This window comes from Acidovorax sp. NN32 (assembly GCF_057597245.1).
The window spans coordinates 5,171,848-5,198,534 of the sequence record NZ_CP199679.1; the positions used below are offsets into that span (position 1 = coordinate 5,171,848).

Here is a 26,687-nt window from a genome sequence, read left to right on the forward strand (position 1 = left end):
ATGAGAGTCATTTTTGCAGGCACGCCCGAATTTGCCCGCGTGGCGCTGGAGCGGCTGCTGGCCGCAGGGTTCACGGTGCCCCTGGTCCTGACCCAGCCCGACCGCCCCGCGGGGCGCGGCATGAAGTTGCAAGCCTCCCCCGTCAAGCAATGCGCGCTGGAACACGGCATCCCGGTGGTGCAGCCCCGCAGCCTGCGCCTTGACGGCAAATACCCCGACGATGCAGCCGCCGCGCGCGATGCGCTGGTGGCTGCGCAGGCCGATGTGATGGTGGTGGCCGCCTATGGACTCATCCTGCCACAGTGGGTATTGGATCTCCCGGCCCAAGGCTGCCTGAACATCCACGCCAGCCTGCTGCCTCGCTGGCGGGGCGCCGCGCCCATCCACCGCGCCATCGAGGCAGGGGATGCCGAAACCGGCATCACCATCATGCAGATGGATGCTGGCCTAGACACCGGCGACATGCTGCTGATGGAGCGGCTGGCCATTGCGCCCACAGACACCACCGCCACCCTGCACGACCGGCTGGCCGCGCTCGGGGGCCGCATGATCGTGGAGGCTCTGGAACTGGCCGCCTGTGGAGGGCTGAAGGCCGTGCCCCAGCCCGCCGAGGGCATCACCTACGCCCACAAGATCGAGAAGGCCGAGAGCACCATCGACTGGTCGCTGCCCGCCACGGTGATCGGCCAGCGTATTCGAGCGTTTGACCCGTTCCCCGGAGCCAGCACCGAATGCGCAGGGGAAACGATCAAAGTGTGGAGTTATGAAATTGATAGCAATAAATCGAATACAGATAAGCGCCAGGGCCAAATTTTGTCGGTGAATGGCGACGGGGTGACGGTCACCTGCGGCGAAGGCACGCTGCGCCTGACGACCTTGCAGCGCGCGGGGGGCAAGCGGCTCGCAGCGGCCGATTTCTTGCGGGGCTTTGACCTGCAGCCCGGCATGGTGCTGGGCGCTGCGCCCACTACCGCCGCGACACCGGCATGAGCCGCCGGGCCGCCATCGGCAACACACTGCGCCACCCCTCCTTTCGCGTGGCCGCTGTCGACATGGCGGGCACGGCCGTGGGCATCGGGGCCTGGGGCCTGGTCACCGGAGTGGTCATGGTCAAGAGCGGGCTGCCCGTTGGGATGGCCATCTTCATGTCGCTGGTGGTGTATGCCGGCAGCGCGCAGCTGGCGGTCATCCCTTTGATGGCGGTGGGCGCGCCGCTGTGGGTGGTCTGGCTCACGGCGAGCTGTGTGAATCTGCGTTTTGTGATCTTCAGCAGCATGTGGCGCAGCTACTTCGCGCACCTGCCGCTGCGCCAGCGCCTGGCGGTGGGCTATTTCAGCGGCGATGTGATCTACGTGGCCTTCATGAAGCGCTTTCCGGAGCCGCGCCCCCAACCCGAGCAGGTGCCGTATTTCTGGGGTGCTGCCAGCACCAACTGGCTGGCCTGGCAGGTGCCGTCCATCGCCGGCATCCTGCTGGCCAATGCCGTGCCGCTGTCCTGGGGCCTGGGGTTTGCGGGCGTGCTAGCGCTGCTGGGTGTGCTGCTGTCACTGCTGTTCGACCGGGCCACCTGGCTGGCCACCGGTGTCGCCGCCACGGCTGCGATTGCCGCGTTTGCACTGCCGCTCAAGCTCAACATCCTCGTGGCCATTGCGGCAGCGGTGGCTGCGGGCCTCTTGATGGAAGCAGTGGACCGCCGCCGCCACAAGCCCGAACTGGTCCTGTTGCCCGCCGACAGCGTGCTGCCCCCTGAAGAACGCGAGCAGGTCGAGGCGGGCGACGTGGTGCCACTGCGCGAGGAGCGCCATCCGTGATGAACGACTGGTCCTGGATCGAACCCGCCATCGCCATCTTCGGCCTGGCCGTGATCACGGTGGTGTCGCGCTCGTTCTTCATGATCCCCGAGCGCGAGCTGCCGCTGCCCGACTGGCTCAAGCGCGGGCTCAAGTACGCACCGCTGGCCGCCCTCACCGCCGTGATCGCTCCCGAGATCCTGATGACCCAGGGCGAACTCATCGGCACCTTCATGGACGCGCGCATCCCTGCCGTCCTGTGTGCCACTGCCTACTACTTCTGGCGGCGCGGCATCCTGGGCACCATCGTGGTGGGCATGGTGGTGTACCTGCCGCTGCACATCGGCTGGAATTGGTAGAGAAGCACCTCCTGAGCCGTGTGCGTCAGTGCCGCCGCCAGAGGCGGTGGCTCTTCGGTGCAGTCCAAGCCTGCGCAGGCAGGCTTGGAGCCGCTGCCCCTCAGCCCCCAGGGGGACGACGCCAGGGGCCTGGCAGAGCCAGTCCCAAGGGTGCAATGGCACGGGCGCGGGAGCCGCATGGGCTTCGCTCACTAAAATGGCAGCCCTCAAGAGCCCGATTCAATCCACCCCTCCCGCCATGAACATCCTCCGCTTTTCCGATCTGTGCGCCCAAGGCAAGGCCCAAGGCCAGCGCGTCTTCATCCGTGCCGACCTGAACGTTCCCCAGGACGATGCTGGCCGCATCACCGAAGACACCCGCATCCGCGCATCGATCCCCTGCATCCGCATGGCGCTGGACGCCGGAGCGGCCGTCATGGTGACCAGCCACCTGGGCCGCCCGACCGAGGGTGAGTTCAAGCCCGAGGACTCGCTGGCCCCCGTGGCCGCACGCCTGTCCGAGCTGCTGGGCCGCGATGTTCCGCTGGTCTCGAACTGGGTGGACGGCGTCACCGTTGCCCCAGGCCAGGTCGTGCTGCTGGAAAATTGCCGCCTGAACGTGGGCGAGAAAAAGAACAAGGAAGACCTGGCCCGCAAGATGGCTGCGCTGTGCGACATCTTCGTGAACGACGCCTTTGGCACCGCCCACCGCGCCGAAGGCACGACCTACGGCATCGCACAATTCGCCCCCATTGCCTGCGCCGGCCCGCTGCTGTCGGCCGAGATCGACGCCCTGACCAAAGCCCTGGCCCATCCCCAGCGCCCGCTGGCCGCCATCGTGGCGGGCTCCAAGGTCTCGACCAAGCTCACCATCTTGAAGAGCCTGGCCGACAAGGTGGACCAGCTCATCGTGGGCGGCGGCATTGCCAACACCTTCATGCTGGCGGCGGGCCTGCCCATCGGCAAAAGCCTGGCCGAACCCGACCTGCTGGACGAAGCGCGCGCCGTGATCGCCGCCATGAAAGCGCGCGGCGCCGAAGTGCCGATCCCCACCGATGTGGTCACCGCCAAGGCCTTTGCCGCCGATGCCCCAGCGACCGTGAAGGCAGCCAAGGACGTGGCCGAGGACGATCTGATCCTGGACATCGGCCCCGAAACCGCCGCCCGCCTGGCCACCCAGCTCAAGTCCGCAGGCACCATCGTCTGGAACGGCCCGGTGGGCGTGTTTGAATTCGCGGCCTTTGAAAACGGCACCCGCGAGATTGCCAAGGCCATCGCCGAATCACCCGCGTTCAGCATTGCTGGCGGTGGCGACACCCTGGCGGCCATCGCCAAATACGGCATCGAAAAACAGGTGGGTTATATCTCCACCGGCGGCGGCGCCTTTCTGGAAGTGCTGGAAGGCAAGACGCTGCCCGCGTTCGAAATCCTTGAAAAACGCTTCGTTACCATCGTTTGAAATTTGTTACACGCACCGGTACAAGCAAATGCAGCCACGCGTAAGCAAGCACGCCAATCTGTGACCAAAAACAACGAATTGCGTGTGTCTGGGCGCAGTTACCTCAATTTTTTCTTGTTTTTGTTGAGTATCGCGCCCAGAATTATTTTTCAATCGCGTGGGATGTATCTGTTCATGTCCCCGCCTCTCAAAGTCCGTAGGAGGGAATCATGAAATTTTCAAAGGCAGTCAGCTTGGCGGTATTGGCCGGCGCTGTGGCTACTTTGGCGGGATGTGCTTATCGTTCGCCCATTCCCCTGGCGGAGAACTTTGAGCTGACGGTACAACCCAAGGTCCGCTCGGCGGGCCACTGGGAACTGGTCTCGAACGACGTGGTGGCGCAAACCCTCAGCACGCTCGACAAGACCGGCATGGCCCCTGGCACGCAATTGCATGTAGCGCTGCCCCCCAACCCGAGCGCATTCGATCTGGCATTCCGTGATTTCCTGATCACCAAGCTCGTGCAAAGCGGTGCGCCTGTTTTGCAGGATCCTGGCCAGGCACTCAACGTGACGTACAACACGCAGGTGGTTCGTCACAACAGCCCCCGCCCCCACTTCATTCCTGGCCAGTTCACGATGATCGCTGCGGGCCTGATGGCAGCCTACGGCCTACGTCACGAGCACCTGGATCTGCAACTGCTGGCCGCGCTGGGTGCCACCTCGCTGGCTGACTACGGCGCCAGCATCAACTCGGGCGGCCCCACCAACACCGAGCTGATCCTGACCACCACGGTCACACGCGGCGGCCAGTATGTGGCCCGCAAGACCGATGTGTACTACCTCGAGAACGCGGACACGCCGCTGTTCATGCGTCCGTCGTACTACAAGAACGTCAATATGAAGGTAGTTTCGCAATGAAAACCGCAGCACTCCTGACCGCGCTGGCCGCAGCAGCTTTGCTGGCCGGCTGTGCCAACAATGGCGCGCCCACGCGCACCGATCCGACCTACCAGGAAGCCGCCAACAACCAGTTCCTGACCAGCAGCCGCGATGCTGTGGCCAAGCTGACCGCCGGTTTCGACCTGAGCGCTGCAGGCAGCGGCCCCGTCCTGGTGGCCACCGTGGTCAACGTGAACGACCTGAGCCGCTCGGCCCCTCTGGGCCGCACGCTGTCCGAGCAATACGCCTCGCACATGGCGGCCAGCGGTTTCAACGTGAAGGAAATCAAGCTGCGCGGCGACGTGTTCGTGCGCGAAGGTGCTGGCGAGTTGCTGCTGTCCCGCGAAATCAAGGATATCGCCCGCAGCCACAATGCCTCGCTGGTGCTGGTGGGTACCTACTCGGCCGCTGCCAATTTCACCTACGTGAGCCTCAAGCTCGTGCGCACGGAAGACAGCCGCATCATCCGCGGCCACGACTACGCACTGCCCAACGACCGTGATGTGCAGCGCCTGCTGGCGGTACCGCGCTGAGGAAATGCGAATTCGGTAGGGGTGCTCCCGCTGCGTACGGGGACTCCCGAACCACCCCCTAAAAGGCCGTCTCGACGGCCTTTTTTGTTGCCCACTGCGGTCTCGTGACCACACCCCGGAGTCCTCTGCGCCGCAGCGGCGGGCAGAAAACCGTGCGGCGGTGCTTGTCACCCCACCTAAAATCAGGCCCCATGACCTTCACCGACATGCTGCGCGACGCCACGGCGCAAAACAACTCCCTGCTGTGCGTGGGCCTGGACCCGGAGCCCACGCGGTTTCCTGCGGGAATGCAGGGCGATGCGCACAAGATCTATGACTTCTGCGCCGCCATCGTGGACGCCACGGCCGACCTGGTGTGTGCCTTCAAGCCGCAGATCGCCTACTTTGCCGCCCACAGCGCCGAAGACCAGCTCGAACGTCTGATGCAGCACATGCGCGCCAACGCGCCGCATGTGCCGGTGATCCTGGATGCCAAGCGCGGCGACATTGGCTCCACGGCCGAGCAGTACGCCAAGGAGGCCTTCGAGCGCTACGGTGCCGATGCGGTCACGCTGTCGCCCTTCATGGGCTTCGACTCCATCGAGCCCTACCTGGCCTACCACGGCAAGGGCGCCTTTTTGCTGTGCCGCACCTCCAACCCGGGCGGCGACGACCTGCAGACCCAGCGCCTGGCCAGCGTCGAGGGCCAGCCGCTCATGTATGAGCATGTGGCACGGCTGGCGCAAGGCCCCTGGAACAAGAACGGCCAGCTGGGCTTGGTGGTGGGTGCCACCTACCCACAGGAGATCGAGCGCGTGCGTGCCATTGCGCCCACACTGCCGCTGCTGATCCCTGGCGTGGGCGCCCAGGGTGGCGACGCCGCTGCCACCGTGCGCGCCGGGCTGCGCGATGGCGGGCCGATCATCGTGAACTCGTCGCGGTCCATCCTGTACGCATCCAAGGGCGACGACTTTGCAGCGGCGGCGCGCACCGAGGCCCAGCGCACCCGCGCGGTGCTCGAAGCAGCCCGCGCGCGCTGACACCCCACTTTCAGCTCCGACAACCTTCGCGCCCCAGCTGCACCCGGATCACACCCATGCAGCTCAAGTGGCTCGAAGACTTCATCGTGCTGGCGCAGGAGCGCAGCTACACGCGGGCAGCCGAGCTGCGGCATGTCACGCACCCCGCCTTTGGCCGCCGCATCCGCGCGCTGGAGGCCTGGGCGGGTACGCCGCTGGTGGAGCGCGATGGCGGCCCCGTCACCCTGACGCCTGCCGGGCAGAGCTTTCTGGAAACTGCGGGCCACATGGCGCGCAGCCTGGCGCAGTCGCACGAGGAGCTGCAGAGCCTGGCCGGGCGGCAGGCCCGCACCGTGACGCTGGCCACCGGCCGCACGCTGGCGCGCACGGTGGTGGCCGACTGGCTGGTGCGGCTGCAGCCCATTTTGCAAAACGCCGAGCTGTGCATACGCACCCGCGCCCTGGCAGACACCGTGGCGCTGCTCGAAAGGGGCGAAGCCGACTTCTCGCTCGTGTACCACCACCCGGCGCTGGCGATACGGCTGGATGCGCGCCAGTTCATGCATGTCACCGTGGCGTCCGACCGGCTGGTGCCCATTTCGCGGGCGACGGCGCAAGGGCAGGCGCTGCACCGCTTCGGGCAGGACCACCTGCCCGTGCCCTACCTGGCCTATGCCCCCCAGCTCGCGCTGGGGCGGCTGGTGGAAGACCATCTGTCCCAGAACCCGCATGCGCCCCGGCTGCAGCGGGTGGTGGAGTGCGACTCGGCCGACGCGCACTACGAATACGTGCAAAAAGGCCTGGGCGTGGCGTGGCTGCCCTGGTCCATGGTGCACGCCGATTGCCAGGCCAAACGGCTTGCGCCTGCGGGCGATGCGCGCATGGAAGTGCGTTTCGACGTGCGCCTGTACCGACCCAAACGCCGACTCGGGCCCGTGGCCGAAGCGCTCTGGAAAGCCCTGGCACAGCGCTGACACCCCAGGGTTTGCCCGGGGGGGCAGAACCCATTTGGCACACCCCGGTGCCATTTCAGCACCACAGACGTGTGCCCGCCTTTTCACAATGGCTCCACCCACAAGAACTTCACTGGAGCCCCGCATGCAAAACACTCCCTCCCTGCGCCGCACCGCCTTGCTGTGTGGCATGGCCCTCCTGGCGGCCCCAGCGTTCGCACAGGATGTGTATCCCTCCAAACCCATCACCATTGTGGTGGGCTACCCACCCGGGGGCAGCACCGACCTGACCGGCCGCACCGTGGCCACGGAATTGAGCGCCAAGCTGGGCGTGCCGGTGGTGATTGAAAACATTGGGGGCGCAGGCGGCGCGATTGGTGCACAGAAGGTGGCGAGCAGCGCACCCGACGGCTACACCTTTCTGGTGGGCGCCAGCAACGAGATCGCCATCAACAAGCTGGTGACCAAGAAGGTGAAGTACGACGTGAAGGACTTCACCGCCATCGGCCTCATCGCCTCGCAACCGCTGGTGCTGGTGGCATCCACCGGCGCGGGCGTTAAGAACCTGGCCGAGTTCACGCAGAAGGTGTCCAAGAACCCGGGCAAGTTCAGCTACGGCAGTTCGGGCGTGGGCACCTCGCTGCACCTGGCGGGCGAGATGGTCAAGGAGCAGGGCAAGCTCTTCATGACGCACATCCCTTACCGGGGCGTCGCGCCGCTCACCAACGACCTCATGGGCAACAACCTGGAATATGGCGTGTTCGTGCTCTCCAGCGGCCTGCCACACATCAAGAGCGGCAAGGTGATCGCCCTGGGCACCACCGAAGCCAAACGCTCCGCCGCCACACCGGACATCCCGGCCCTGGCCGAAACCCCGCAGTACAAGAACGTGGACATTGGCGTGTGGTTTGCGCTGATGGGCCCGGCCAACCTGCCCAAGCCGGTGTTCGACAAGGTGAAGAAGGCGCTGAACGACACCCTGCAGTCGCCCGATTTCAAGAAGAAGATGGAAGCCAGCGGCTCCACCGTGGCTGCGACCACGGTCAACATCGACCAGTTCCTGGCGGCCGAAGTCGCCAAGTACAAGAAGATTGTGGAATTCGCCAAGATCGAAGAATGAGCAGCAGCACCGCCCCCCAAAACACGGCCGTTCCACCGCTGGCCTTCGAGCTGCCCGCGCCCGACATCACCGCCTGGCGCGTTGGCAACACCGGCACCGAAGGCGTCTGGCATTTCGACTCGGGCGAACCCGGCCGCCACGTGATGGTCAGCGCGCTGGTGCATGGCAACGAGCTGTGCGGCGCCTGGGCCTTGAAGGGCCTGCTCGAAGCGGGCGTGCGGCCGCAGCAGGGCACGCTCACGCTGGCGTTCTGCAACCTCGATGCGTTCGACCGGTTTGACGCGAGCAACCACGATGCCTCGCGCTTCACCGACGAAGACCTCAACCGCCAATGGCTGGAGGAGCGCATCAACGCAGCCGATACCAACGAGCGCCGCCGCGCCGCCGCGCTGCGCCCGTTTGTGGCGCAGGCCGACTGGCTGCTCGACATCCACTCGATGCACGAGCCCTCGGCCCCACTGCTGCTCACCGGCATCCAGCCGCGCAACCTGGAACTGGCGCGCGCCATGCGCTCGCCCGAGCACATCGTGGTGGACGCGGGCCACAAGGACGGCGTGCGCATGCGCGACTACGGCCGGTTTGGCGCGCTGGAGGACCACAACGGCAACAGCACCCGTTCGCTGCTCATCGAATGTGGCTTCCATGGCGACCCGGCCAGCCGCTCCGTGGCGCAGGACCAGTGCGTGCGCTTCATCGAACAGTCCGGCGCCCTGAGCGCCGACGCCCTGGCGCAGCAACTGCCCGGCTGGCGCCTGCCCGATGCGCCCCGCCAGTGGGCGCTGGAGGTGACCGGCCCCGTGGTGGCCACCAGCAGCGCCTTCCGCTTTGTGGCGCCCTACACGGGGCTGGAGCTGTTTGAAAAGGCTGGCACCGTGATTGGCGACAACGACGGTGTGCCGGTGACCACGCCGTATGACAACTGCGTGCTCGTGATGCCGTCGGTGCGCCAGGCGCGCGCAGGCGTGACGGTGGTGCGGTTCGCGCGGCGCAGGGCGCTGTAAGCGCGCAGTAACAGCTCAGTAGCGGCGCAACAGGCGCACTGCAGAGGCGGTAGGAGGCAGGAGCCTCCCGCCTCTTCCCATTCAAATACTATAAATTTAATAGCTGTTAGCACTTATCCATCAAGCGCCAGGTGCCATTTTTGCTTGTATTTTTGGCCCCAGCACCACACAGGCCAGAGCTGCCACCACCAGCACAATCCCCGCCCACTGCCAGGGCGCCACGCCCTCATCCAGCAGCAGCCAGCCTGCGGTGAGCCCCACCACCGGCACCGCCAGGCTGAAGGGGGCCACGCGGTTGGCGGGGTAGCGCTGCAGCAGGTTGGTCCACAGCGCATAGCCAACAATGGTGGCCGCCCAGCCCAGGTAGGCCACAGCCGCCCACGACAGCAAGGGCACGTCCGCCAGCGTTTGCCACTGCAGCCAGCGTGCGGCGTCAGGGTCGAACACGGCAGACAGCGCCACAAAAGGCAGCACCGGCACCAGGCTGCTCCAGATCACAAACGCCAGCGGATCAAACCCCGGGCTTTGCTGCTGCGCCAGGCGCGCCACGATGTTGGACGAGGCCCACATGGCAGCGCCGCACAGCGTCAGCAGCAAACCGGCCAGCGTGGTGGCCGCCGCCACACCCACCCCGGAGCCCGGCCCCACGTAGTTCATCGCAAAACACACCAGCCCCAGCGCGGCCAGCACCATGCCCCACCGCAAGGGCAACCCCGGCCGCTCGCGCAGCAGTGCAAAGCCGAACAGCGCGGTGAAGAACACCTGCGTCTGCAGCAGCACACTGGCCAGCCCGGCCGTCATGCCCACCTTGAGCCCGACAAACAGAAAACCGAACTGCCCCACGCCCTGGAACAGCCCGAACAACAGCACCCAGCGCCAGTGCATGCGCGGCGGGCGCACCAGCAGCACCAGCGGCAAGGCGGCACACAGGTAGCGCGCGGCGCCCAGCTGGAAGGGGCTGAAGCTGCGCAGCCCCCATTTCATCGCAACGAAGTTGACGCCCCACAGAACCACCACCACCAGGGCGGCCAGCAGGTCGCGCGCACGGAGCGGGCCACCTACCGGGCCTGGAGGGCCGGATACAGGCGCCGTCACTGCGCAGCCCGCGCAGCGTCAATATGTGCCTTCACCCGCTGGGCCAGGGCCATGTCGCCGGGGGTTTCCGGGCTCCATTTGTCGATGGCACGGGGCTGCTCGTCGGCATCCACGGCGGTGTAGACCGCCACACAGTGCAGCACCTCTTGCAGCGGCTCGCCATGGATGCCACCGCTGCGCACCTCCACGGCCAGGTGCATGGCGGTGTCGGTGGTGGACGCCAGGCGCGCATGCACCTCCACCAGATCCCCCGGGCGAATGGGGTGCACAAAATGCGCGCCGCCCACAAACTCGGTGATGCACGGCCCCTTGGCCCAGGCGCTGGCGCAGGCAAAGCCGGCCTCGTCCACCCAGCGCAGCACGGTGCCACCGGGCACACGGCCGGCCTGGGGCAGGGTGCTTTGCGACGCCAGGAAACGCAGGGTGATCGATTGCATGCCAGGTGCTCCAAGGGGCGGATGTTGGGGCCATTATTCTCCAGCGCGCCCTCTGCTGCCGCCCCGCCTGCATGCCTCCAAAGACGCCCCGCAGGTCGGCGAAAATTGACCTGAGTCAAAACCCTACTCAAAACAGCCCCCTACATTGCGTTACATCCCGCGCGGCCTGATGGAGGGCCGCATCCCAGTCGGCGGGTGCCGACACCCCGCCCCCTGAGGTCTACCCTTTTGCGCACACACCCACCGTGCGCCTACTGCTATGTCCCTTCTTCACCGCTTGAACCTGCTCGCAAAATTCCTCATCCTGGGAACCCTCGGGCTCATGATGAGTGCGCTGCCCACCTACCTGACGGTGCGCGATGCGCTGCACGCCATTGGCCATGCGCGCCACGAGGCGCAGGGCATGGTCCCTGCGCAGGCACTCACCCGCCTCGTGCAGCAGATGCAGGTGCACCGGGGCCTGTCGGTGGGCATGCTGGGCGGCGACGAAACCCTGGCGGCACGCCGCCCCGCTGCGCGCGATGCCGTCAATGCAGCGCTGGACGATGCCACCACCCGCTTTGCGGCCGCCAAGGTGCCCGCCGCCCAGATGGCCGCCTGGACCCAGGCCCAGCAGACCTGGCGCACGCTGGAGCAGGCCGTGGCCGCACGCAGCATCGAGCAGGCCCAGAGCACGGCGCAGCACACGCAACTCATCGCGTCGCTGCTGCAGCTCAACGAATCCTTGCTGCATGCCTATGGCCTGCAGATCGACCCTGACGCCGACACCCACGCGCTGATCCAGGCCTCGCTGGTGCAGGCGCCCATGCTGGGCGAAAAGCTGGGCATGCTGCGCGCCCAAGGCGCCAGCGCACTGGGCAAGCACGAGCTGACGCCCCAGGGCAAGGGCCAGCTGCTGGTGCTGCAGCAGCGTGTGGCCGAGCTGCAGGCCGACACCTTCCGCGGGCTGGACCGCGCCCTGCAGGGCAACCCCGATCTGCAGCGCGCCCTGGGCAGCAGCGCACAGGCGGTGCAGGGCCAGATCCAGCAATCGCTGCAGATGGCCGAGCGCGACGTGATCAACGCCAGCGAACTCCAGCTGCCCTCCAAGGACTATTTCGACGCGTTCACCCGCACCATCGAAGCGCTGAACGCACTCAACAACCTGTCCATGGCCAGCCTGGACCAGGCCCTGCAGGCCCGGGTGTCCGACCTGCAGCGGGGGCTGCTGTGGGTGGCTTTGGCGCTGGTCGTCACGCTCTCGGCCACCAGCGGCATGGCGCTGGTGTTTGTGCGCTCGATGACGGTGCCGCTGTCGCAGGCCGTGGAGCTGTCACGCGCCGTGGCGCAGGGTGACCTGAGCGGCGCCCCGCTGGCCCACGGCACCAACGAAGTCGGCCAGCTGCTGCAAGCGCTGCAGCAGATGCGCAGCCAGCTCACGCAGGTGGTCCGCCAGGTGCGCAACGGTTCTGAAAACGTGGCCACGGCCAGCGTGCAGATTGCCCAGGGCAATACCGACCTCTCGGCCCGCACCGAAAGCCAGGCCAGTGCGCTCGAAGAAACCGCCGCCTCGATGGAGCAGCTCAACGCCACCGTGCGCCAGAACGCCGACAGCGCCCAGCAGGCCAGCCAGCTGGCCGCGAGCGCGAGCACCGTGGCCACCCAGGGCGGCGAGGTCGTGGCCCAGGTGGTCAACACCATGCAGGGCATCAACGCCGCGTCGCAGAAGATCTCGGACATCATCGGCGTGATCGATTCCATCGCCTTCCAGACCAACATCCTCGCGCTCAACGCGGCCGTGGAAGCCGCCCGCGCGGGCGAGCAGGGCCGGGGCTTTGCGGTGGTGGCCAGCGAAGTGCGCAGCCTGGCCGGACGCAGTGCCGAGGCCGCGCGCGAGATCAAGGCCCTCATCAGCGCCAGCGTGGAGCGCGTGGAGCAAGGTACGGCCCTGGTGGACCGGGCGGGCAGCACCATGACCGAGGTGGTGGCGTCCATCCGCCGCGTGACCGACATCGTGGGCGAGATCAGCGCGGCCAGCCACGAACAATCGCTGGGCGTGGCCCAGGTGGGCGAGGCCGTGACGCAGATGGACCAGGTCACGCAGCAAAACGCCGCCCTGGTCGAGGAAATGGCCGCCGCCGCCAGCAGCCTGCAGAACCAGGCCGAAGACCTGGTGCAGGTGGTGTCGGTGTTCCGTCTGGGGGACGAAGGCCAGGGCCAGCACAGGGCACCACGCCCCACAAATTCGCTACAAATTCAATAGCTATCAGCGCTTATCCAACAAGCGCTAGTGGCCATTTTTATTCAAATTCTGCGCCCCCGTAGCTCCGCGGCGCTGCGCGGAGCGGTGGATGGACCGGGCAGCCCGCTCGCTCCACCGTTGCGCATCCGTTCACGCCGTCGCAGGCTCACCACCCGGCCCCGTCTGCGGTAGCACCAGCCGCGCGCGCAGCCCCTGGCCGGGTGCGCTGTGCAACTCCAGCGCACCCCCCTGGGCGCGCGCCACGCGCTCGGCAATCGCCAGCCCGAGCCCGGCCCCCGGTGCGCCCGCACGCGCCGTGCCGCCGCCACGTGCAAAAGGCTGGCGCATGCGGTGGATCTCTTCGGCGGTGATGCCGGGACCCTGGTCCTGCACCTCCAGCCATACCTGGGTGGCGTCTGCCCCTGTGTGCAGCACCACCGGCGGCGCACCGTGGCGCCAGGCGTTTTCCACCAGGTTGTCCAGCGCGCGGCGCAGGGCCTGGGGGCGCACGGGCACGTCGGGCAGGGCCCCCAGTTCCAGCACCAGCGCGCGGCCATGGTCGGCCTGCGCCTCGGCCACGGCCTGGGCCAGGTCGTTGAGCGATGCGGTGGTGGGCGCCTCGGCCTCACCGCTGCGTGCGAACTGCAGGAACTGGCCCACGATGCCATCCATCTCGTCGATGCTGCGCGCCATGCTGGCCGCCAGCGGCGCATCGACCTGCGGACCCGCAATCTCTACCCCCAGGCGCAGCTTGGTCAGCGGCGTGCGCAGGTCGTGCGACACACCGGCCAGCATCAGTGCGCGCTCGTGGTCGGCGGCGGCCAGACTCTGTGCCATCTGGTTGAAGCTGCGCGCAACGGTGGCGATTTCTTCGGGCCCATCATCCGGCAGGGTTGCGGGCGACTGGCCGTGCGCCAGTTGCTGCGCCGCGCCCACCACCTGCACCAGCGGGCGGTTGATGTGGCGCTGCAGCCACCACGCGCCCAGCAGCGCCAGCAGCATGCTGGCCAGCGTGGCGGCCAGCCAGGCGCCGGTGAACTCACGGCTGGGGAATACGCTGGGAAGGTTGAGCCAGTAGTCAGTGCCCTCGTGCACCATGCGCAAGGCCAGCACCCCGGTGCTGTCGCGGCGCCACACAGGTTGCGGGGGTTGTGTTTCAGCATCGCCCGCCCCCAGGCGGCGCGACACCGCCTGCACAAACTGCCGCTCCAAGGGCGACAGCAGACCGCGCCGCGCTGCGCTTTCTGGCAGAGCGGGCGGTGTGGCCTGCGCGGCCTGCCGGTTGAACGCCTCCACAAACGCCACGCGCTGCGCCGGAGGCAGCGCCTGCAGCCCGGCCCGCAGCGCAGTCACGTTGCGCGCCACGCCATCGGCCACCTGCGCCACACGGGGCTTGAAGATCATCTGCCGCACCAACACCGCCGCCACCAGCTGCCCCAGCACGATGAGCACGGCCATCAGCAGCAGGTTGCGCCCGAGCAGGCTGCGCGGCCAGAGCCCCCAGCGGCGGGTGGTTGCGAAGGCCATCATGGCTGGCGCCCCCCGCCCGGCGCAGTGCCATCGGGCACAAACACATAGCCCACGCCCCATACGGTGCGGATGTGGCGCGGCTGCGCCGGGTCGGCCTCGATGAGCTTGCGCAGGCGCATCACCTGCACGTCGATGCTGCGGTCGGTGGCGGTGTGGTCGGGCCCATAGGCCAGCGCGATAAGCCGGTCGCGCCCGAGCGGTCGGTGTGGCTGCTGGGCCAACGCCTGCAGCAGCGCGAATTCGCCGGTGGTCAGGGGCACGTCCTGCGCACCGTGGCCGTCGTTCCCGTCGTTGCGCTCCAGCCGGCGCGCGTCCAGCCACAGCGTGAACGCGCCAAACACAATGCGCCCACCCGCCTGGCGCGGCCCGGTGTGGGCGCCCAGCACACGCTGGCGCCGCACCATGGCCTGGATGCGGGCCAGCAGCTCGCGCGGGTTGAAGGGCTTGGGCAGGTAGTCGTCGGCGCCCATCTCCAGGCCGATGATGCGGTCCACCGGGTCGCCGCGTGCGGTGAGCATGAGGATGGGAATGGTCTCGCCCTGCGCACGCAGGCGGCGGCAGATGGCCAGGCCGTCCTCGCCCGGCATCATCACGTCGAGCACCAGCACATCAAAGCGCTCGCGCTGCAGCAGCACATCCAGCGGGCCCGCGCCATCGACCGTGCGCACGGTGTAGCCCTGGTCGCTGAGGTAGCGCTGCAGCAGGGCACGCAGGTCGGGCTCGTCATCGGCGACCAGGATTTTGGCCAGGGGGTCGGTCATGGGCAGGGAGCAACGTGGCAAGTGAAGGCGGCGTGGTGGCAATGGTAGGCGCTACTTGGACGGCACGGCGGGCCATGCACCCCCAGCCATGACAAGGCATGACGGAGCCGCAGTCGTTTGTCATGGTTTGTCATACATCGGCGGATTTCTGCCATCAATGGCTCACACCCGGGACCCACAGTACAGCCATGCCACACCCCAAGGCAAACCCCAAGGAGTTGACCACAATGCCTTTGCTGCCCCACCCCGCTGACAACGACCTGCTGCACCGCCCCGCGCTGGCAGCGGGTGTGCTCGTGTTACCCGCCCTCGCCACCCTGGGGCTGAGCGCCGTGCTGGCGCTGGCCGCCCCCACCGAAGCGCAGGCCCGCACCCGCCGGAGCGTGGAACACAACGCCGATGGCAGTACCACCGCCCACACCGGCGTGGCGCGCAGCGGCCCGAATGGTGCGATGCTGCGCGGCCGCACCGCCACCACCGATGGGCAGGGCAACGGCAGCGTGACCCGCCGCGGCGCCGCCGTGGGCGCGCAGGGCGGGGTGGCCGCACGCCAGGGCAGCACCACCCGCAGTGTTGACGGCAGTGCCAGCCACAGCGGCACGGTGTCCGCCCAGAATGCCCAGGGCAGTCTGCACAGCAGCGGCGGGGCGAGCCGCAATGCCGACGGTAGCGTGGAGCAGGCCCGCAGCACCACCGCCACCAGTGCGGCCACCGGCAACAGCGTGCAGACACAAAGCAGCTACAGCAAGGACAGCGGCTTGAGCCGCAGCGCCACCTGCTATGACGCGAGCGGCACGGCCATGGCTTGTCCGACGCGGCCTTAACACCGTCTGGACCCAGCCATCGATTGCCGCCCTCTGAACTCAGGAGCCTTGCCATGTCCCTGCGCCGCACCCTCACCTTGACCACCCTCGCCGCGCTCACGCTGGCCACCGCCAGCGTGCAGGCCCAGACCACCGCGCACAACGGTGGCCGCCTGCGTGCCCTCATCGCAAAAAAGCAGGCCGCCGCCGCACCGGCCGTCCTGGCCGCCGGCGTGCAGCGCATCGCCGATGTGCCCTACGGCGCCGACCCGGCGCAGCGCATGGATGTGTATGTACCCACCAGCCCCACCACAGGCACCAACAGCCTGGTAGCCAGCGCGGTGCGCGCGCCGGTCATCTTCATGGTGCATGGCGGCGGCTGGCGGCATGGCGACAAGGCCATGGGCCGCGTGGTCCAGGAGAAGGTGAACCGCTGGGTGCCCAAGGGCTTCATCCTCATCTCCATCAATTACCGCATGCTGCCCGACGCGCCCGTGGCCGTGCAGGAGCGCGATGTGCAGGCCGCCCTCATGGCCGCGCAGCAGCGCGCGGGCACCTGGGGGGGAGACCCGAGCCGCTTCATCCTCATGGGCCACTCGGCCGGTGCCCACCTGGTGGCCCTGCTCAATGCCCGCGCCCCGCAGGCACTGCGCGAAGGCGCCTGGCCGTGGCTGGGCACGGTCTCGCTGGACAGCGCCATGATGAACGTGCCCGCCCGCATGCGCGCCCCGCACTTGCCGCTGTACGACGACGCATTTGGCACTGACCCGGCTTATTGGGTGGCCATGTCGCCCTTCCACCAGTGGACGGCGGGCGCTCCGCCGATGCAGATGGTGTGCTCGGCACAGCGGGCGGACGACCCCTGCCAGCAATCCGATGCCATGGCCCGCCACGTGCGCAACCAGGGCGGCCGCGCCGAGGTATTGCCGCAGGACCTGGACCATGGCGAAATCAACGCCCAACTGGGCCTGGACAGCGATTACACCCGCGCGGTGGAGGCCTTCATGGGATCGCTGGACGCTGAGGTGGCCCGGCGGCTGCAGTGATGCAGTGGCAATTTGCTACCAAATCAATAGCTATTAACGCTTGATAGATAAGCGCTAGCAGCCATTTTCATTCAGATTTCGCCTGCAGGTAGGGCGCCAGATACCGCCCCGTATGGCTGGCCGGGTTGGCTGCCAGCTCCTCCGGCGTGCCAACGCCCACCACGGTGCCACCGCCCGCACCACCCTCCGGCCCCATGTCGATGAGCCAATCGGCGGTTTTGATCACGTCGAGGTTGTGTTCGATGATGACGATGGTGTTGCCCGCGTCGCGCAGCTGGTGCAGCACCTTGAGCAGCAGGTCAATGTCGGCAAAGTGCAGGCCCGTGGTGGGCTCGTCCAGGATGTAGAGCGTGCGGCCCGTGTCGCGCTTGGAAAGCTCCTGCGCCAGCTTCACGCGCTGCGCCTCGCCGCCCGAGAGCGTGGTGGCTGCCTGGCCCAGGCGGATGTACGACAGGCCCACGTCCAGCAGCGTCTGCAGCTTGCGCGCTATTGTTGGAACGTCCTTGAAGAAGGCCGCAGCGTCCTCCACCGTCAACTCCAGAATCTGCGCGATGTTCTTGCCCTTCCACAGCACTTCCAGCGTCTCGCGGTTGTAGCGCTGGCCGTGGCAGATGTCGCAGGGCACGTACACGTCGGGCAGGAAGTGCATCTCCACCTTCACCACACCGTCGCCCTGGCAGGCCTCGCAGCGGCCACCGGCCACGTTGAAGCTGAAACGCCCGGGGCCATAGCCACGCTCCTTGGCGGTGTTCACCTCGGCCATCAGCTCGCGGATGGGGGTGAACAGGCCGGTGTAGGTGGCGGGGTTGCTGCGCGGCGTGCGGCCAATGGGGCTCTGGTCGACGTTGATGACCTTGTCGAAGTACTCGATGCCCACGATCTCGTCGTGCGCGGCTGGCTCTTCGTGCGCGCGGTACAGCTGGCGGGCCACGGCGGCGTACAGCGTGTCGTTGACCAGCGTGCTCTTGCCCGAGCCCGACACACCCGTCACGCAGGTGAGCAGGCCCACGGGGAAGTCCACCGTCACACCCTTCAGGTTGTTGCCCGTGGCGCCTGCCACCCGCAGCGCCTGCAGGGCGCCCTGGCGTGCGTGGTGCTCGGCCATGCGTTCGGCGCGGCGTTTGCTGGCCTCGGTTTGCGGAAAGCGCGACTTGGCCTTGGCCTCGACCACGGGAGCAGTCTGCTCCAGCACCGGCAGCCAGGGCGTGCGGCGCTGGGGCACGGCAATCGAGCGCACGCCCGACAGGTACTGGCCCGTGAGCGACTGCGTGTTGCCACGCACTTCGTCGTACGTGCCCTGCGCCATCACGCGCCCGCCGTGCACACCCGCGCCGGGGCCCATGTCGATCACATGGTCGGCGGCGCGCATCATGTCTTCGTCGTGCTCGACCACGATCACGCTGTTGCCAATGTCGCGCAGGTGTTTGAGCGTGGCGATCAGGCGGTCGTTGTCGCGCTGGTGCAGGCCGATGCTGGGCTCGTCCAGCACGTACATCACGCCCGTCAGGCCCGATCCAATTTGCGAGGCCAGGCGGATGCGCTGCGCCTCGCCGCCGGAGAGGGTCTCGGCGCTGCGGTCCAGGCTCAGGTAGCTCAGGCCCACGTCGTTCAGGAACTGCAGGCGCGTGGCGATCTCGCGCACCACCTTGTCGGCGATCTCGGCCTTGGCGCCGGTGAGCTTCAGGTCGTTGAACCAGGTGTGGGCGGTGTTCAGTGTGGCGTGGCTCACTTCAAAGATGGCGCGGGCCTGCTCGCCCTCGCCCAGCCGCACGTGGCGGGCTTCACGGCGCAGGCGGGTGCCGTGGCACTCGGGGCAGGGCTGGGTGCTGCGAAAGCGCGCCAGGTCTTCGCGCACCACCACCGAATCGGTCTCGCGGTAGCGCCGCGACATGTTGGGGATGATGCCCTCGAAGGGGTGCTTCTTGGCATACACCTTGCCCTTGGAGGCACCGCTGTCCATGATGTAGCTGAAGGCGATTTCTTCCTCGCCCGAGCCGTGCAGGATGGCGTGCTGCACCGGTGCGGGCAGCGATTCAAACGGCGCCTCGATGTCAAACGCGTAGTGCTTGGCCAGGCTCTCGAGCATCGCAAAGTAGTAGCCGTTGCGCCGGTCCCAGCCCTTGATGGCGCCGCTGGCCAGGCTCAGCGTGGGGAAGGCCACCACACGCGCCGGGTCGAACACATCGCGCTGGCCGATACCGTCGCACGCGGGGCACGCGCCCATGGGCGAATTGAACGAGAACAGGCGTGGCTCCAGCTCCGGCAGCGAATAGCTGCAGACGGGGCAGGCGAACTTGCTGCTGAACAGGTGCTCTTGCCCCGTGTCCATCTCCAGCGCCAGCACGCGGCCATTGCCCTCATGCCCGCCCACGCGCAGCACCGCCTCGATGCTCTCGGCCAGGCGCTGCTGCAGGTCGGACCGCACCTTGATGCGGTCGATCACCACGTCGATGTTGTGCTTCTCGGTTTTCTTGAGCGCGGGCAGGTTCTCGTGCTCGTAGATCTGGCCATCCACCCGAAAGCGGACGTAGCCCAGCGCCTGCATCTGTGCGAACAGCTCGGTGAACTCGCCTTTTTTCTCGCGCGCCACGGGGGCCAGCAGCATGAGCTTGGTGTCTTCGGGCAGGGCCAGCACGGCATCCACCATCTGGCTCACCGTTTGCGCGGCCAGCGGCAGGTTGTGGTCGGGGCAATACGGCGTGCCAGCGCGGGCGTACAGCAGACGCAGGTAGTCGTGGATCTCGGTCACCGTGCCCACGGTGGAGCGCGGGTTGTGGCTGGTGGCCTTCTGCTCGATGGAAATCGCGGGCGAAAGGCCTTCGATCAAGTCGACATCGGGCTTGTCCAGCCGCCCCAGAAACTGCCGCGCATAGGCCGACAGGCTCTCCACATAGCGCCGCTGGCCCTCGGCATACAGCGTGTCGAACGCCAGGCTGGACTTGCCCGAGCCCGACAGCCCGGTGATCACCACCAGCTGGTTGCGCGGGATGTCGAGGTCGATGTTCTTGAGGTTGTGCGTGCGCGCCCCCCGGATGCTGATGCGCTGCTCGCGCAGGGCGCGGGCGAGGTAAAGACCGCTGCTGTCGGCAGCTTGGGCATCGGTGGGGGAATGGGAGTCGGTCACGGAGTGGGGAAACAGCAGGGAAACCGACCATGATAGGTCAAGCCCCATGCCCTGTGTTGCAGCTGCTGCCATGCCAGTACCATTGCACGCCACATTCATTTGCCAACGCCAAAGTGACCGACCCCACACCACCCCACGTCCCCCATGTCCATGCCCAGGCGCTGACCGTGACCCGTGCGGAGCGCGAGCAGCTGGGTGGCCACCCCGGCAGGGTGGTCTGGCTCACCGGCCTGTCGGGTGCGGGCAAATCGACCATTGCCAATGCGCTGGAGCGGGAACTGAATCGCCAGGGCAAACGCACCTACATCCTGGACGGCGACAACATCCGCCAGGGGCTGAACCGGGATCTGGGGTTTTCGGACGCGGACCGGGCAGAGAACATCCGGCGTGTCGCACAAGTGGCCCGCCTGTTTGTGGACGCGGGCGTGATCGTGGTGGTGGCTTTCATTTCGCCCTTTCGTGCTGAACGCCAGGCGGCCCGGGAACTGTTTGCCCCGGGCGACTTCCTGGAAGTGTTTGTCGATGTGCCCCTGGCACTCGCCGAAGAGCGCGACCCCAAAGGCCTGTACCGCAAGGCCCGCACGGGCGAGTTGCGCCAGTTCACCGGTATTGATTCGCCCTACGAGCCACCGCTGGCCGCCGAGCTGGTGCTGCCCACAGCCCAGCTCACGCCCCAGGAATGCGTGCAGCGGATCTGCGCTTTGCTGTGAGCCTTTGGGCCGGTCAGCCATGCCTTGCTGGCCGTGTCACGCCCCGCACATGCCCACGCGAATCACAACTCCTGCCCAATGGGCGAAAATCCCTGCTTTACCTGCCCCATAGGGCACCACCGTGCCGGATTCTCCTTCTTCACTTGCGGGCGCTGCCCCGCCGCCCCTGTCACCATCGCCTTCCGGCAACGCCATGACCCCGCAGGAGCGCCGCTCCAGCCTCAGCCTGGCGCTGATCTTTGCGCTGCGCATGCTGGGCCTGTTCCTGGTTCTGCCCGTGTTTGCGCTGGAGGCCCGCAAATACCCCGGTGGGGATGACCCCGCGCTGGTGGGGCTTGCCATGGGCATCTACGGCCTGACGCAAGCCGTGCTGCAGTTGCCGCTGGGCATGGCGTCCGACCGGTTTGGGCGCAAGCGCGTGATCGTGCTGGGCCTGCTGGTGTTTGCGGCGGGCAGCCTACTGGCCGCGCTGGCCGATTCGCTCACGGGACTGCTGGTGGGCCGCGCGCTGCAGGGCGCCGGTGCCGTGTCGGCCGCCGTCACCGCCCTGCTGGCTGACCAGACGCGTGATGCCGTACGCACCAAGGCCATGGCCCTGGTGGGTGGCAGCATCGGGCTGATGTTTGCCGTCGCGCTGGTGGCCGCACCGGTGCTGGCGGCCCACATCGGGCTGGCGGGCTTGTTCGGGCTGACCTGCGCCCTGGCTCTGGCAGGCGTGGCGGTGGTGATCTGGTGGGTGCCCGCAGAAACCGCGCAGCACCAGAATGCGCCCCGGGGCCGCCTGGCAGATGTGTGGGCCCACCCCGACCTGCTGCGCCTGAACCTGGGGGTTTTCGTTCTGCACACCGTGCAGTTGTCCATGTGGGTGGCCGTGCCGGCCATGCTGGTGCAGGCGGGCCTTAGCAAAGACCACCACTGGCAGGTCTACCTGCCTGCGGTGGTGCTCTCGTTTGCGGCCATGGGCGGGCTGTTTGCGCTGGAGCGTGCGGGCAGGCTGCGCGCCGCGCTGCTGGGTGCCATTGCACTGGTGCTGCTGGTGCAGGCAGGCCTGGGCCTGCTGGCGGGCAGCGGCAGCACACCCACACTGTGGGTGCTGGGGCCGTTGCTGTTTGTGTTTTTCTGTGGATTCAACGCGCTGGAGGCCAGCCAGCCCAGCCTGGTGTCGCGCATGGCGCCGCCGCAGCTGCGCGGTGCGGCGCTGGGCAGCTACAACACGCTGCAATCGCTGGGCCTGTTTGCGGGCGGCGCGCTGGGCGGCGCCCTGGTGAAATGGGCCGGCGCGCCGGGCCTGTTTGCCGCCACCACCGTGCTCACGGCCCTGTGGCTGGTACTGACCTGGCCCCTGCGGCCCGTGGGGCGCGGCGGCCACTGAGTGGTGGATCGCGCCATGCCGCCAGAGCTTCCATTGCGAGCCGGTTGCGGCACAATGGCGCGTTTGGCGCCCGGAATCCTTCTCCAAATCCGGCGCTTCTTTCATCCCTTTAAGGCAAAAACAGCACCATGGCATCCGTAAACAAAGTCATCATCGTCGGCAACCTGGGCCGCGACCCTGAAATGCGCACTTTCCCCAGTGGCGATCAGGTGGCCAACGTGACGATTGCCACCACCGACAAGTGGAAAGACAAGCAGTCTGGCGAAATGAAGGAAGCCACCGAGTGGCACCGCGTGGTCTTCAACGGCCGCCTCGCCGAGATCGCTGGCCAGTACCTGCGCAAGGGCTCGCAGGTGTACGTGGAAGGCAGCCTGCGCACCCGCAAGTGGACTGACCAGAGCGGCGTGGAAAAGTACAGCACCGAGATCCGTGCTGACCAGATGCAGATGCTGGGCAGCCGCCAGGGCATGGGCGGCGGCCAGGGTGGTGGCCAGCAAGGCGGCGGTTACGACGATGGCGGCTACGGTGGTGGCGACCAGGGCGGCGGCTACGACCAGGCCCCCCGCCGCGCCGCGCCCCCACCACGCCCCATGGCGGCCCCTGCCCAGCGCCCTGCGCCTGCGCCCGTGGCACAGCCACCCCGCGCAGCTTCGGGGTTTGACGACATGGATGACGACATCCCGTTCTAGAAGCCGCGCTTTCCAGTTTTGTAAAAAGGCCCGCAGCACAGACGCTGCGGGCCTTTTTTTGCGCCCGCATGATGGTCAAGAAGCGCTGAGAGGCTGAGGCAACGGCACGCGGCGCCTCTTCTACAACGGCCAGCGCCCTCACCACCCCCTCAGTTTGTCCAGTGCGGCACGGGGACAACGGCGCCAACACTTTCTTACACCGGTTGCGCCCAACTCGAAGATCATCGGGCGCTTGTTGGCGGCTGGCCCGCGGTGCCGCCAGCAAATTCTGGTTAGTCACAACAACATTCAACAGCACAAGAGAGGGATAGCCATGCCAGGCTTTGTTCGCAAGATTTTGATTTTCATCACCGGTTACGCGTGGCTGCTGCTACTGGCCGGGCCTGGCCTGATCGGCCTGTCGCTGTACAGCGGCTGGAAGGCCGATGGCGACCATGCCTACGCAGCGCGGGAAAGCCTGCAGACCGTGGCAGGCACGGTGACGCAGGCTTCGGAGGTCACCGTCAAGCGCAAGCGCCGCGCTACCAAGCAGTTCTACGAAATCAGCGTCCAGCCCGAAGGAGCAGGCGCCGAGGCCCGCAAACTGCGCATCGACTACAGCACACCCCAGGAACTGGTGGGCAACCTGATCGACGAAAAGATCACCGCTTTGGTGGACAAGAGCGACAACGACCTGGTGTACGAAGTGGCGGTCGATGGAAAGCCCGTGATCAGCTATGAGACCACCAGGCAGCGCCTGCAGGCCGAGGCAGCGTCCTCCGCCCGGTCCTTCAGCGGCGCTGGCACCTGGATCTTCGCGATCCTGCTGACGCTGATCGGCGCCGCCGGTGTGTGGTCCAACCGCAGGCTGCGTGCAGCGGACTCCAGCCAGCAGCTCAGCGCGGCCTGAGAAATTTTCACAGAGAGGGAGGGAGGAGGCGCCTGGTGCGCCCCTCCCGTGATTTCACAACCAACACACAGAGCGAGGAATACGCCATGAATCCCAATGTCCTGACCCCTTCGACGCCGGAAGGCGCACCGTTTGAACGGCGCGATTTCATCGTTGCTACCTACAAGCACCTCGGTGTGGCCATGCTGGCCTTCGTGGTGCTTTCCGCCGTCCTGATGGCGACCGGATTTTCCGGCACAGCGGCCAAGATGCTGCTGGCCAGCGGCAACAAGTTCCTGTGGCTGGGCGTCATGGGCGCGTTCATGCTGGTGGGCTGGCTGGCCTCGTACATGGCCGACAACGCAGAGAGCCCGCAAACACAGCTGATGGGCCTGGGCCTGTATGTGCTGGCCGAAGGCCTGATCTTCGCGCCGATGTTCGGCATCGCCCAGATCGTGGCCCCCGGTGCCATTGGCGCTGCGGCCTTCATCACGCTGCTGCTGGTGGGCGCGCTCACCTGGACGGCGTTCACCACCAAGACCAACTTCTCGTTCCTTGGGGGCATCCTGAAGGTGGGTGGCCTGGTGGCCCTGGGCACCATCATTGCTGGCGCCATCTTTGGCTTCAAGCTGGGCATCTGGTTCTCGGGGATCATGGTGCTGTTTGCCGGCGCCTGCGTGCTGTACGACACCTCGCGCATCATCCACGACTACCCCGCCGACCGCCCTGCGGGCGCTGCGCTGCACCTGTTTGCATCGATCGCGCTGATGCTCTGGTACGTGCTGCGCATCCTGATCAGCCTGGCGACCAACGACGACTGAGCCGCCATCCTCGAAGCCCCGCGCGGTGGCAAGGGCCGGCTCCTGCAAAGGGGTCGGCCCTTTTCTTTGCAGCAGGCTGAAATCCAAGAAAAAACAGGCTCTAGCGCTTGATGAACAAGCGGGAATAGCTATATTATTGATAGCAAATGATCGCAAATGCATTCAGGTGCACCTGACAGGCGTGGCCCAGCCGACATCCGAGCTCGCATTCCCCGTGGGCGCACCGCAGCCCCACAGCCTGCCGCCCAACTCTGGCATGCCATTTTCCTGTCGTCCCTTGCGCCCGCTGCTGGCACAATTAGAAACAGCAAGACAGCCAGCATGCACCAGTGCGCGCTCGCTGGCCCGTCGATAACGCCTCGCGCGCCACGGCGGCATCTCGACGACTCCCCATTACCCACTGATCCTCTTTCTGTCCATCATGCGCAAATACTTCTGGCTATCCTTGACCTGTGCGGCCCTGCTCGCCAGTTGCGGCGGCGGCTCGTCCGACGGCGAAGACGTGGGCCCCGCCCCTGGCGTACAGCAATACCCCGGCGGCGTGTGGGAGGGCACGGTGGGCACCGGCGCTGCGCAGCGGCAGGTGGTGGGCTACATCGATCCCGGCCCGCTGGGCACCGGGGGCGAGTTCTACATGGCACGCGAGGCCCCGGGCGCAGCGGGCTTTGATGCGATTTACGGGCGTTTGAATGTCAACGTCACGGCAGTGCTGGCCACTGGCGTCACGTACTACTCGGTCCAGGACGGCAAATTTGCCACGGGCCTGACGCTGCGTGGCACGGCATCGAACAGCGGCAAGATCGGCCGCACCGACGGCATCAGTGGCAATTACTCCGACCCGGTGCAGACGGCCGCTGCGTCCGGCGCGGTGGTGCCGATCAAGCTCTCGTACAGCAGCCTGAACTTCCACCCCGCACGCGCGAGCCTGGTCGAGGGCACCTACCGGGGCACCGGCCTGTTTGGCGGCGGATGGGTGCTCACCGTCACCCCACAGGGCCAGCTCTCGGGCCGCATCGGCGGCTGTCTGGTCACGGGCACGGCCACGCCACGCGCCGCAGACTCCCCGCTGTATTCGATGACGCTCAATCTCTCGGGCGACACCACCTCCTGCGAGGCCAGCGGCACGCAGCAATCCGGCATCGCCGTGCTGCGTTTTGATGCGGCAGGGGTGCCCAACGGCATCTGGGTGTTCACGCGCAATGCGACGGGCCCGAACAACACCTTCACCCTCAACGGCATTGCCGACCCCCGCATCACAGTGCCGCCTTCCACCACGCCGTTGTCGGTGGCGGGCAACTGGCAGGGCTCCTTCACGCTGCCTGCAGGCGTGATTGGCGATACGACCGTCTGGGGCAGCGTGCTGCCGGACGGCGGCCTGTTCTTCTACACCAACAGCAGCCTGGACCACAACGCGCTGTATGGCCGCCTTATCCGCTACGAGAACAACGTCACGAACAACCGTTTTGTGACGGCCAACGATGGCGTGTTCTTCAACCGCCTGCTGGCCAACACGGGCGCCTACAACGAGTCCGTGCTGATCGACGGCACGCTCCAAAGTGGCGATGGCACCAGCACCGCCGGCCTGTTCAGCGGCAGCTTCAGCTACCCAACGCAGCCAGGCGGTTTCCCCACCCGCTTCAGCGTGACGCCCGACCCGCTGTACGCCCTGCCCTCCGGCAAGGTGCCCAACGCGGCTCTGATCGTTGGTACCTACAAGATGGCTGGCACGGGTTTTGGTGGCGACACCACAACGCTGACGGTGTTTGCCGATGGCGCCATCACGGGCCTGACCACCAGCGGCTGTGAAGTGGCGGGCAAGCTCCTGGGCGAACTGGGCAGTGGTCTGAACCTGTACCGCGTCGAGGCATTCGGCTACCTCAACAGCCCCAACGCACCCATCACCTGCGGCCTGTCCTCGGGCCCGCCGCAGTCCGGCTCGGCATCGGCACAGTTCGATGCGAATGGCAAGGTCATTGGCCTGCGCATTCTGACTGCCGGGTTGTCCGTGGCTGGTACACGTGCCCACACCGTGTTTGTGGGCGCCAAGCAGACCACGCCGTAACGGCAGGGAGCACCCCTCGCGCTAGGCGGGGGGCGC

24 protein-coding genes are annotated in these 26,687 nt (G+C 67.0%); 19 read left to right on the forward strand and 5 right to left on the reverse strand.

The features are described from left to right. The 10 genes from fmt (at window position 1) to ACT89O_RS23980 (ending at window position 9,112) form a co-directional block, all read left to right on the forward strand. Window positions 1-990 carry a methionyl-tRNA formyltransferase gene (gene fmt, locus ACT89O_RS23935; protein WP_487261389.1) on the forward strand — a complete coding sequence of 330 codons (990 nt, stop codon included), beginning with the start codon at window positions 1-3 and terminating at the stop codon, window positions 988-990. Further along, complete coding sequence (locus tag ACT89O_RS23940; RefSeq protein ID WP_055400344.1) at window positions 987-1,811, forward strand: AzlC family ABC transporter permease; 825 nt, start codon at window positions 987-989, stop codon at window positions 1,809-1,811. The genes fmt and ACT89O_RS23940 overlap by 4 nt, the downstream gene beginning before the upstream one ends. Beyond that, complete coding sequence (locus ACT89O_RS23945; protein ID WP_121421627.1) at window positions 1,811-2,149, forward strand: AzlD domain-containing protein; 339 nt, start codon at window positions 1,811-1,813, stop codon at window positions 2,147-2,149. Before ACT89O_RS23940 ends, ACT89O_RS23945 begins: the two co-directional genes overlap by 1 nt. Before the next feature lie 238 nt (window positions 2,150-2,387). Further along, on the forward strand, window positions 2,388-3,587 hold the full coding sequence (locus ACT89O_RS23950) for a phosphoglycerate kinase (protein WP_121508157.1): 1,200 nt from the start codon (window positions 2,388-2,390) through the stop codon (window positions 3,585-3,587). 209 nt (window positions 3,588-3,796) lie between these two features. Beyond that, window positions 3,797-4,486 (forward strand): hypothetical protein, encoded by a 690-nt coding sequence (locus ACT89O_RS23955; protein ID WP_055400342.1) that lies wholly within the window; start codon window positions 3,797-3,799, stop codon window positions 4,484-4,486. Beyond that, window positions 4,483-5,040, forward strand: coding sequence for a FlgO family outer membrane protein (locus tag ACT89O_RS23960; RefSeq protein ID WP_055400340.1), 558 nt, complete (start codon window positions 4,483-4,485; stop codon window positions 5,038-5,040). The genes ACT89O_RS23955 and ACT89O_RS23960 overlap by 4 nt, the downstream gene beginning before the upstream one ends. 191 nt (window positions 5,041-5,231) lie before the next feature. Beyond that, window positions 5,232-6,059: an orotidine-5'-phosphate decarboxylase gene (gene pyrF / locus ACT89O_RS23965; protein WP_121508156.1), complete on the forward strand. Its 828-nt coding sequence runs from the start codon at window positions 5,232-5,234 to the stop codon at window positions 6,057-6,059. A gap of 56 nt (window positions 6,060-6,115) precedes the next feature. Next, on the forward strand, window positions 6,116-7,012 hold the full coding sequence (locus ACT89O_RS23970) for a LysR family transcriptional regulator (protein ID WP_487256028.1): 897 nt from the start codon (window positions 6,116-6,118) through the stop codon (window positions 7,010-7,012). 124 nt (window positions 7,013-7,136) lie between these two features. Further along, on the forward strand, window positions 7,137-8,111 hold the full coding sequence (locus ACT89O_RS23975) for a Bug family tripartite tricarboxylate transporter substrate binding protein (protein WP_228897159.1): 975 nt from the start codon (window positions 7,137-7,139) through the stop codon (window positions 8,109-8,111). Further along, window positions 8,108-9,112 (forward strand): M14 family metallopeptidase, encoded by a 1,005-nt coding sequence (locus ACT89O_RS23980; protein ID WP_487261390.1) that lies wholly within the window; start codon window positions 8,108-8,110, stop codon window positions 9,110-9,112. The genes ACT89O_RS23975 and ACT89O_RS23980 overlap by 4 nt, the downstream gene beginning before the upstream one ends. Before the next feature lie 120 nt (window positions 9,113-9,232). Here ACT89O_RS23980 and ACT89O_RS23985 read toward each other — a convergent pair whose 3' ends face one another. Further along, a complete protein-coding gene (locus tag ACT89O_RS23985; protein WP_487261391.1) occupies window positions 9,233-10,207 on the reverse strand; it encodes an EamA family transporter in 975 nt (324 codons plus the stop codon). Continuing rightward, a complete protein-coding gene (locus ACT89O_RS23990; protein ID WP_055400328.1) occupies window positions 10,204-10,644 on the reverse strand; it encodes an acyl-CoA thioesterase in 441 nt (146 codons plus the stop codon). Before ACT89O_RS23990 ends, ACT89O_RS23985 begins: the two co-directional genes overlap by 4 nt. 259 nt (window positions 10,645-10,903) lie before the next feature. Here ACT89O_RS23990 and ACT89O_RS23995 point away from each other — a divergent pair, with 259 nt between their 5' ends. Continuing rightward, window positions 10,904-12,886, forward strand: a complete 1,983-nt coding sequence (locus tag ACT89O_RS23995) for a methyl-accepting chemotaxis protein (RefSeq protein ID WP_487261392.1) — start codon at window positions 10,904-10,906, stop codon at window positions 12,884-12,886. A 129-nt stretch (window positions 12,887-13,015) separates the two neighbouring features. Here ACT89O_RS23995 and ACT89O_RS24000 read toward each other — a convergent pair whose 3' ends face one another. Together ACT89O_RS24000 and ompR are read right to left on the reverse strand one after the other, a co-directional pair. Then, window positions 13,016-14,395 (reverse strand): ATP-binding protein, encoded by a 1,380-nt coding sequence (locus tag ACT89O_RS24000; RefSeq protein ID WP_487261393.1) that lies wholly within the window; start codon window positions 14,393-14,395, stop codon window positions 13,016-13,018. Continuing rightward, complete coding sequence (gene ompR / locus ACT89O_RS24005; protein ID WP_487261394.1) at window positions 14,392-15,156, reverse strand: osmolarity response regulator transcription factor OmpR; 765 nt, start codon at window positions 15,154-15,156, stop codon at window positions 14,392-14,394. The genes ACT89O_RS24000 and ompR overlap by 4 nt, the downstream gene beginning before the upstream one ends. Window positions 15,157-15,383: 227 nt before the next feature. On the opposite strand from ompR, the gene ACT89O_RS24010 reads away from it, so the two are divergent. Further along, entirely contained in the window at window positions 15,384-15,980 is a 597-nt protein-coding gene (locus ACT89O_RS24010) for a hypothetical protein (protein ID WP_487261395.1), read from the forward strand. A 53-nt stretch (window positions 15,981-16,033) separates the two neighbouring features. Further along, a complete protein-coding gene (locus tag ACT89O_RS24015) occupies window positions 16,034-17,005 on the forward strand; it encodes an alpha/beta hydrolase (RefSeq protein ID WP_487261396.1) in 972 nt (323 codons plus the stop codon). Window positions 17,006-17,072: 67 nt separating this feature from the next. Here the strand turns inward: ACT89O_RS24015 and uvrA are convergent, their stop codons facing one another. After that, the gene (uvrA, locus tag ACT89O_RS24020) at window positions 17,073-20,129 is read right to left on the reverse strand and encodes an excinuclease ABC subunit UvrA (protein WP_487261397.1); all 3,057 of its coding nucleotides are present in this window, start codon (window positions 20,127-20,129) and stop codon (window positions 17,073-17,075) included. A 113-nt stretch (window positions 20,130-20,242) separates the two neighbouring features. On the opposite strand from uvrA, the gene cysC reads away from it, so the two are divergent. The 6 genes from cysC (at window position 20,243) to ACT89O_RS24050 (ending at window position 26,651) form a co-directional block, all read left to right on the forward strand. After that, window positions 20,243-20,839, forward strand: a complete 597-nt coding sequence (gene cysC, locus ACT89O_RS24025) for an adenylyl-sulfate kinase (RefSeq protein WP_055400369.1) — start codon at window positions 20,243-20,245, stop codon at window positions 20,837-20,839. 193 nt (window positions 20,840-21,032) lie between these two features. After that, window positions 21,033-22,211 (forward strand): MFS transporter, encoded by a 1,179-nt coding sequence (locus ACT89O_RS24030; RefSeq protein ID WP_487261398.1) that lies wholly within the window; start codon window positions 21,033-21,035, stop codon window positions 22,209-22,211. A 128-nt stretch (window positions 22,212-22,339) separates the two neighbouring features. After that, the gene (gene ssb, locus ACT89O_RS24035; RefSeq protein ID WP_055400317.1) at window positions 22,340-22,900 is read left to right on the forward strand and encodes a single-stranded DNA-binding protein; all 561 of its coding nucleotides are present in this window, start codon (window positions 22,340-22,342) and stop codon (window positions 22,898-22,900) included. 313 nt (window positions 22,901-23,213) lie between these two features. After that, window positions 23,214-23,789 (forward strand): hypothetical protein, encoded by a 576-nt coding sequence (locus ACT89O_RS24040; RefSeq protein WP_228897150.1) that lies wholly within the window; start codon window positions 23,214-23,216, stop codon window positions 23,787-23,789. 86 nt (window positions 23,790-23,875) lie between these two features. Continuing rightward, a complete protein-coding gene (locus ACT89O_RS24045; protein WP_121421645.1) occupies window positions 23,876-24,589 on the forward strand; it encodes a Bax inhibitor-1/YccA family protein in 714 nt (237 codons plus the stop codon). 421 nt (window positions 24,590-25,010) lie between these two features. After that, entirely contained in the window at window positions 25,011-26,651 is a 1,641-nt protein-coding gene (locus tag ACT89O_RS24050) for a hypothetical protein (RefSeq protein WP_487261399.1), read from the forward strand. Window positions 26,652-26,687: the final 36 nt, after the last annotated feature.